Source organism: Synechococcus sp. R8-2 (assembly GCF_047461715.1).
GTDB lineage: Bacteria > Cyanobacteriota > Cyanobacteriia > Thermostichales > Thermostichaceae > Thermostichus.
Genome location: NZ_JANSHQ010000295.1, coordinates 1 through 7,842, shown reverse-complemented (window position 1 = coordinate 7,842; position 7,842 = coordinate 1). Strand labels below are relative to the sequence as shown.

The window sequence follows — 7,842 nt, the reverse complement described above, 5'->3', positions numbered from 1 at the left end:
AAGTGCTCCGCACCGCTGTCGCTAAGGCTGAGGTAGGGGAACCCCTGAGGATGGAGGGGAGTGATCAGCCAAGCCCTTGGCCCTTGGGTCAGAGCCTGGAGGATCTGGGCCACCAACGTTTGGGCAAGGGATCCCTGCCATCGCTGTAGCCAAATGTGCATCCGTCCCCCGCAAACGCCCAAGGGAGGGCTGTTGAGGTCAAGGGAAACTTGCATCCCAGCCGGCGAGGACTCCCCATCGCCATCGCCAACGGGAACAGCGGTCTGCAAAAGGGTTTGCGCTCGGGCAATGACTTCCGCTTCGGCAGCTCCACCGCCAATGGTGCCCAACAGGGTGCCATCAGATCCCACGGCCAGTTTCGCCCCCGCCTGGCGAGGCACAGATCCCTGGGTGCGGATCACGGTGGCCACCACCAGCGGCCCGCGGGAGAGCATATCTGCCAACTGTCGGTAAAAGGTCTCGTCCACCTCAGCCTCGGTTATGCCTACGGCACCCTAGCGGGAACGGTCAGGGACTCAATGATCAAGAAAGCCCCTCTAGGATGGCCTGATGGAAGGCAACCCGGAAAGCCTGGAATCCGTTCTCCTGCCGACCGTGGTAGACGGCGTTGGTGAGCAGCGTCACCACCAGCTCCTGCTCTGGATCGATCCACAGGGAGGTTCCGGTGAAGCCGGTGTGGCCGAAGGCGCTGGGGCTGAACGGGTAGCTGCTGGCCAAGGGATCCGGGGAGCGCAAGGCAAACCCCAAACCCCGGCGCTCGTGACAGCGGTGGGCATCCCCTTGCTGAGGCAACTGCTCGCGGGTCATTTCCCTCACCGTCTGCGGCTGCAACAGGGATCCCGTCAAAAAACTCTCTCCGAAAGCGGCTACTTCCTCTGCCGTGGCGAATAGTCCGGCATGGCCGGCGATCCCGCCCAGGCGGGCGGCATTTTCGTCGTGAACCTGCCCCTGTAGGCGGCGCTTTCGCCAAGGACACAGCTCGGTGGGGGCACAAGAGACAGAGACAGAGGATGGGTCAAAGGGATCCCCTGGATAAAACTGAGTTTGGCTCAGGCCCAGAGGCCGCAAGATCCGGGCATGCAAGATCTGATCCAGAGGGGTTCCGCTCAGACGTTCCAAAGCCAGCCCCAGCAGGATCAATCCAAGATCGCTGTAGACTCTGCGGGATCCCGGCCTGTAGGCCAAAAAGGTGTGCAGGGCCATGTGCCGGGCCGATTCGGCATCGGGCTGTCGAAAAAGGGGTCGCCAGGCGGGCAAACCGGCGGTGTGGGCCAGCAACTGTCGCACCGTCACCTGTTCTGCTGCAATAAGCTGGCCCAAGGACTCCGGCTCCGCAGCTATCCATTCCCCTGGTTGCAGAGGATCTTCATAGGGGGCAATGGGGCGGGATCCCTGAAACTCCGGCAACAGGAGACTGACCGGTTGATCCAGCAGCAACGCTCCGGCTTCCACCAGGGCCATGCAGGCGGTGGCGGTGTACAGCTTGGTCAGCGAGGCCAGGTCAAAACGGGTGGCCGAGGTTGTCGGTTGGCGCCGGGTCTCAGGGTCGAGATGGCCTGCCGCCCTTGAGTAGATACACCTTCCCTTGTGGCGGATGACCACCTGGGCAGCGGGGAAAAGGTGGGGAATGGCGGAGTTGAGCAGCCCCTCCAGCAAGGCTGGATCCCAACCCATCTGCTTCTCCTCCTGGCTTGGGGATCCCCAGTCCAACAAACAACTTGTAACGGTGTTTACAAAAGCCTACCGCTTCCCCAGCTAGGATGCCACCACGGCAGGCTACATCATCAAGGGATCCCAGGTGCGGCTGGAGTTGTTGCAAGCCTTTTTGAACGTGGTGGAAACGGGCAGCTTTTTGGCCGCTGCTCGCCTCAGCGGTCTGACCCAATCGGCTATTAGCCGCCAGATCCAGGCCCTGGAAGAAGCGGTGGGCGCTCCGCTGTTGCATCGCAAAAGCCCGGTGGCTCTAACCGTAGCTGGGGAACGGCTTTTGCCCCATGCCCGTCGCATCTGTCAAGAATGGCAGCGGGCTCAGGAAAGCATTCGAGAATGGCTGCAGGGCCAGCAAACCGAGCTCTGCATTGCTGGGATCCATTCTCTGATCGCCCATCAACTGCCGCCGGTGCTGCAACAGTTTTGCCGGGAGTATCCAGAGGTGCAGTTGCGGGTTACCGCTCTGGGCAGCGACCGCGCCTTAAAGGTGCTCAGGGATGGGCTGGTGGATGTGGCCCTGGTGATGGAGAACCCCCTGATGACGCGGGGGGCAGAGCTGGTGGTGGAGCCACTGTACTCCGAGCCAATTCAAGTATTGATGCCCGCCACCCATCCCCTCAGCCGCTACGAGCGGATCCCCTGGAAGGTGCTGGCGGAGTATCCCCAGGCTGTGTTCAAGGATGGCTATGCCATGCGCTCCTTGGTGGGATCCCATCTGGCCCGGCAGGGGCTTCCCCTCAAAGCAGCCCTGGAACTGAACACCTTGGATGCCTTTCGGGGGGTGGTGCGACAGGGGCAGCTCATTGCCCTCCTGCCGGAGTCGGCCCTGGTGGACTGCTGCGCCGATCCGGATTTGCAGGTGCGACCCACCGAGCCCCCCCTCTTGAGGCGACAGGTGGTTATGGTTACCACCAGCGATCGCTATCGGATCCCTCCCATTCGCCGGTTTTTGCAGTTGGCCGCCCAGCTGATTAGGCAGTCTGGTAATGCTGAGCCTGCTTCCGGCGCAGATCCCCATTTCCCTCAGCCCTCTGCCGGGCTGTTGTCAGTTCTGTAGGGATTTTTTGTAGAAATTTCTGTAAGTTGTCAAATACCCATATCGGTAGTTTCAAGTGTTCCGCCCTTATCTCCCCCTATCCTGAGTAGCCCAGCGCTCCCGACCGCCGATGCTATGAGCCAAGAGTTTCGCGAGCTGTTGAAAAAAATCGGCAGCGGCACCCACACCCACCAGGATCTCAGCCGGGCAGAGGCCGCCAGCGCTGCTCGAATGCTCCTGCGGGGGGAGGCCACTCCCGCCCAGATCGGGGCTTTTTTAATTGCCCACCGCATCAAGCGCCCCACTGCCGAGGAGCTGGCCGGTATGTTGGATGCCTATGCAGAAGACGGCCCTCTTCTGCCCCGGCAGGATCTGCCTCATCCCTTGATCATCTTTGGCCATCCCTACGATGGCCGCTCGCGGACGGCACCGCTGGGGGTGCTGGTGGCTTTGCTGCTGGCAGCGGCAGGGTCAGCCGTTTTGCTGCATGGCTCTGGCTTCTGTCCCACCAAGTATGGGCTGCCCTTGGAAGCGGTGTGGCGGAGCTTGGGGGTGGATTGGCGAGGGCTATCCCTGGAGCGGGTGGGGCAACTGCTGGAACAAACCGGGCTGGGATTTTTGTATTTGCCCACCTGTTTTCCCCAGGCTCAGGCTCTGATGGACTACCGGGATCAAATCGGCAAGCGCCCCCCCTTGGCCACCTTGGAACTGGTCTGGACGCCCTACCAAGGCCCCTTTCACCTGGTGGCCGGCTATGTGCATCCTCCCACCGAGGCCACGATGCTGGAGCTGTTTGCCCTGCGGGAGATTCGACAATTCACCACCGTCAAAGGTCTGGAAGGCAGTTGCGACCTGCCACGGGAGCGAGCGGCCATTCTCAACCAGGGCGGCAAACGGCTGCTCTTGAAGGCCAGAGATTGCCACTTGGCAGGCCCGGAGATCCCCTTCTCCGGAGAGAAAGAGCTGCTCCGGCAGATGCAGCAGGTGCTCAGCGGGGATCCCTGTGAACTCACCCCAGCCGTTCTCTGGAATGGGGGCAGCTATCTGTGGCTCCTCGGCCACGCCCCATCCTTGCCAGAAGGGATCCAACAGGCGGAAGACCTACTTCGCTCTGGACGGGTGATGGAGAAGCTGAAACAACTGATCCGGGTGATTGACCTCTCCTAGGACTGGCATCCCCTGTTTTGATGGCTGGAGTCAAGCTCTCCAGCCCAGGGAAAAAAGCCCCCCGGCCAGCTCCAGGGGGCAAGAAGCCGAAGGTTGGATCCTTTAGGGCAACAGCTCCTCGATGGCCTCCTCCTTGGTGTTGGTGCGGCGGGAGAGGGTGCGGCGGTCGAAAGTCATGTGGATCTCCCGGTTTTGCTCGCCATCGGCAGCCACCGCAAAGATGGGGAAGTCGATGTTGCCGTCTGGGAAAGCCATGTGGAAGCGGAAGGTGCCATCGGGGTTGAGCTGGATCTTGCGCCCGCCAATGGTAACGGTGGCATCCGGCTCTGTGGCCCCATAGACAATCAGCTCGGCATCGGCCACCAACCAGAACTTGCGAGAGCGCTGCGGCAGCACTTCGGAAGCCCCCGAGAACAGGCCCAGGCCGGATCCTGAAGCCATCCAGGGAGCAGCGGGCACCTCCGCCATGGCCATCCCCATCATGCCCACACCCGAGGGGATGATAAACGAGCTGATGGCCTGCTCGGGCACCAATTGGCGGCTGCCCATCTGGTGGCTGCCAAACAGGGATCCCGCCACCCGCATCGCCTCAAAGCCACCCACCATTTCCAGGAAGGGATCGACCATGGCCCCTTGCTGCGGCTCATCGCCCTTGTAGGCCACCACACCCATGCCGGTGGCACTGCGCTTGTAAGGCTCGCTGAGCTGGTAGAGGGTGCGGCCCTGCAGGGCCATATCGAAGGGCACCGTCAGGAAATGCTCTTCAAACCAGTCGGAAGGATAGACCGGCGGCACCATCACTGCAGCCGAGCGGGCCAACATCAGCCAGCGGCCATCTGCCGTCCGGTAGCCGATCTCCACAATGTAGGAACGATCGCTCACCGGAATCGGCAGGTACCACTCCCGCGCCAACTCATCACAGGGGTACTCCTGCATGCTGTGGGCCGGCTGGTAGCTGAAATCGATATCCGTCACATCGTAGAGGCGCAGCGCCAATTGCTGACCCCCCTCGCGGCGCTTGCTCTCCTTGGCCTCGTTGGGCACATCCCAATAGGCGTAGGCCCACTGGGGATCCCGCGGCAGCAAAACAATGCGGCTTTCCCCGTAACCGCCCGGCAAATCGCCCAGCCCTTTGTCCACATCGGCCAGATCCGGCTTACCGCCAACCTCTTGGCCCACAAACTTCGTTTGGGTAACCGACTCTTGGCCGCTCGGCTCTGGCATCGTGTCAGCGGGACGACCGCTGCGAGCAGCTTGGGCTTCCCGAATGGCCTGGACAAGTTGCTCCTTGGTCATGCGGCTGTACTTGGGGATCTGATAGCGGGCAGCTTCTTCCCGCAACTGCCGGATGGTCATTTCTTCCAACGGGATCCGCTCTTGTGGCATGGTCGGGGTCTCCTGTCTTCTCTTCGACAAATCGGGCTTTGTGCAATGCTCCAGCTTCTAACCCAAAGGCCGATCCCAGCTTGCGGCTCAGTACAGCCTCGAACCCGCTGGCGTGCCGGCCTGCCTTGCGCTCTCCAGCCGCTGACAACCATCAGGTGGGGATCAACGGGGATCATCAAGAATGATGAACCCATGTTTGCGTATTTTTGCCTGTCGGTCAAGACCCTGGGGATCGCTGGGGATCAATCTCTTGTTCTCCGACCCACCTTTAGGGAGAGGCCAGGAGCCCCAGCTGCTCTCAAGCCAAGGGGAAGACTGCGCGGGATCCCCTGCCGAACCGGCCCTGCCTGGGTAGCATGGGGGAGGATGAGCGGTTGCCGAGCGGGCCGCAGGTTTTGAGGCCAAGAGGTGTGGGCATGAGGTGGTGGAAGTATGGGATTCAAGGCATACGGATCCAAGTGAGCTGGGCAGCACTGGGGATCCTGCTGGCGGGGCCGGTCTTGCCGGTGGAAGCTGTGGATGCCCAAACGCTGTTTCCTCCCCTTTACCGCTTGCAAGGGGGATCCCCTACCCTGCCCGCTTCTGAAGCAACGCCCTGGCGTCCAGTAACCCAGGATTCTGTTCCGCTCCCACAAACAGATCAAGCCGATCCAAAAGTCCAGCCGGCCCAACCCGGCCATGGAGAAGTGGCAGAAGGCCCGGTTTTCGATCTGGATCTGTTGCGGCAGTTCGGCACCAGCCCCGGCGGCAGTGGCTCTGGATCCCGGCAGGGGGAAGTGGTCGGGCCGGGCAGCGGCCAGAGTGGGGTGCGCGGAGCCAGCCCTGGCTCAGGGATGGGTGCGGGCCAAGGGCCAGGGGGTGGAGCGGGTCTGGAGGCGGGATCCCAGCGGCGGGAACCGCAAGTGACAGGGTTGATTGTGGATGCACGAGGCTTGGATTTCTTGCCTAGCCAGTCAATGCGCTTGTTTGATCCCGATGGCAATCAAGTCTATACCCCCGTTACTCTTGGCCAAGACCTCAACGCGGCCTTTGTGGGCAGCGAGGGCACAGCTGCCTATGCCACCTCGGAAGAGCAGGCCCGCTCACTGGTGAACCGCATCGGGGAACGGCCTCACCGCATTCGTGCCATCCGCACCCTGGGCTACGACCTGGTGATTTCCGCCGAAGATGCTTTTAGTCTGCGCCAGATGAATGCGACAGATGGCTTTCTGGATCGCTTTGCTGTGGTGGTCATCTGGGATGGCAGCCAAGCCAGTCTCCCCTGAGGCCCAGGGATCCCAGCATGGCCATCAAAGCACAGGACAGAGGAATGCTAGCCTAGCAAAAGTGCTCTGTCTGCACCACCCCCACCACCTCCAGCGGGGTTGATATCTTCCTGGGGATCCCAGCCTTATGCAACGGTTTGCCAACCAACCTCTGCGGGAACATCCCCACCTGGCGGTGTTTTCCTCCAGCAAGGTGGGCAATTTTGTGGTTACCATCCCGCTGTTGCGGGGCCTCAAGGAAAAATACCCCGGCTGTGTGCTGGATTTTTTTGGCAGCGAGATTACCCGCGACTTTGAGCTCCACTGCCCCTACATCGACTTCAGCTTTCCTCTCTACAGCCGTCGTCCCGATTACCTCGAGGCCCTGACCGCTGCTGTGCGAGAACGGGTGACCCAGGCCGGCCCCTACGACTTGGCCATCAATTGCGACGAGTTTAGCGAGCTCAACCTGGTGGCGGTAACGGCCCTGCGCCCCCAGTACATTGCCGGGGCCGGCTTGACTCTGGATTTTCGCCGCAAGTTGGACCCCGGCTCCGACCCGGTACAGCGCATGCTCCAGGATGACGACTGGAACGGCCTGGAGTTTCTGCAGCGCTACAAAGGGATCCTCACCAGCAACTACATCGCCGAAATCTTCTGTCGCCTGGCGTACGTGGAGACGGATTTTTTCCGCCTGGAGCTGCCCAGCCGGGATCCCGGTTTTCCGGTGCCAGAGGTCTTGGTGCACATCACCACTACCCGCCGCGCCAAGATGTGGCCTCTGGAGTACTGGCGGCAGGTGATCCAGTGGTGCCAAGGCCAGGGCCTGCAGGTGGGGCTAATCGGCAGCGCGCCGGAGCTGCAGCGATCCCTCTACCACGGCGGCAGCAGCGAAGACGAACTGCTGGCGCAAACGGGAATGGTTGACCTGCGGGGCAAAACCAGCCTCATGGAGCTGGCGGGGGCCCTGAAGCGGGCGCGGGTGTGTATCTCCGTGGATGCGGGGCCGATGCACATCGCGGCGGCAGTGGGCTGTCCCACCATTGCCCTGTTTGGCAACGATGCCGATGGGGATGGGGCCAGCCCGGTGCGACTGTGGGCTCCTCGTCTGCCCCACGTCTATCTCACCCAAACCGCCTACAAGTGCCGGGTCTGCGCAGAGAACAAGTTCAAAAACGAAACCTGCCTGGTGGAGGGTCATCCCTGTATGGCCCATCTCAAGCCGGAAACGGTCATCGGCTACTTGAAAGAGATTCTCAAGCAAACCTAGAGGTTCCACGCCCTCACCCCCAGCCCCTC

The 7,842-nt window shown here is 61.7% G+C and carries 7 protein-coding genes; 4 read left to right on the top strand and 3 right to left on the bottom strand.

Annotated elements, in window-relative coordinates; all coding sequences use genetic code 11:
• Both NW819_RS07745 and NW819_RS07740 read right to left on the bottom strand, forming a co-directional pair.
• Window positions 1–467 (bottom strand): XdhC family protein (locus tag NW819_RS07745; RefSeq protein ID WP_414413406.1); only part of this gene is annotated, 467 nt, incomplete at its 3' end.
• Between the two features lie 55 nt (window positions 468–522).
• On the bottom strand, window positions 523–1,674 hold the full coding sequence (locus tag NW819_RS07740) for a serine hydrolase domain-containing protein (protein ID WP_414413405.1): 1,152 nt from the start codon (window positions 1,672–1,674) through the stop codon (window positions 523–525).
• Window positions 1,675–1,798: 124 nt separating this feature from the next.
• On the opposite strand from NW819_RS07740, the gene NW819_RS07735 reads away from it, so the two are divergent.
• Together NW819_RS07735 and NW819_RS07730 are read left to right on the top strand one after the other, a co-directional pair.
• On the top strand, window positions 1,799–2,767 hold the full coding sequence (locus NW819_RS07735) for a LysR family transcriptional regulator (RefSeq protein WP_414413404.1): 969 nt from the start codon (window positions 1,799–1,801) through the stop codon (window positions 2,765–2,767).
• 114 nt (window positions 2,768–2,881) lie between these two features.
• A complete protein-coding gene (locus NW819_RS07730) occupies window positions 2,882–3,913 on the top strand; it encodes an anthranilate phosphoribosyltransferase family protein (RefSeq protein ID WP_414413403.1) in 1,032 nt (343 codons plus the stop codon).
• Window positions 3,914–4,015: 102 nt separating this feature from the next.
• On the opposite strand, the gene NW819_RS07725 is transcribed toward NW819_RS07730, so the two are convergent.
• Window positions 4,016–5,299, bottom strand: coding sequence for a DUF4912 domain-containing protein (locus tag NW819_RS07725; protein ID WP_414375499.1), 1,284 nt, complete (start codon window positions 5,297–5,299; stop codon window positions 4,016–4,018).
• Window positions 5,300–5,715: 416 nt separating this feature from the next.
• On the opposite strand from NW819_RS07725, the gene NW819_RS07720 reads away from it, so the two are divergent.
• Both NW819_RS07720 and NW819_RS07715 read left to right on the top strand, forming a co-directional pair.
• The gene (locus tag NW819_RS07720) at window positions 5,716–6,564 is read left to right on the top strand and encodes a hypothetical protein (protein ID WP_414413402.1); all 849 of its coding nucleotides are present in this window, start codon (window positions 5,716–5,718) and stop codon (window positions 6,562–6,564) included.
• 127 nt (window positions 6,565–6,691) lie between these two features.
• Entirely contained in the window at window positions 6,692–7,813 is a 1,122-nt protein-coding gene (locus tag NW819_RS07715) for a glycosyltransferase family 9 protein (RefSeq protein ID WP_011432002.1), read from the top strand.
• Window positions 7,814–7,842: the final 29 nt, after the last annotated feature.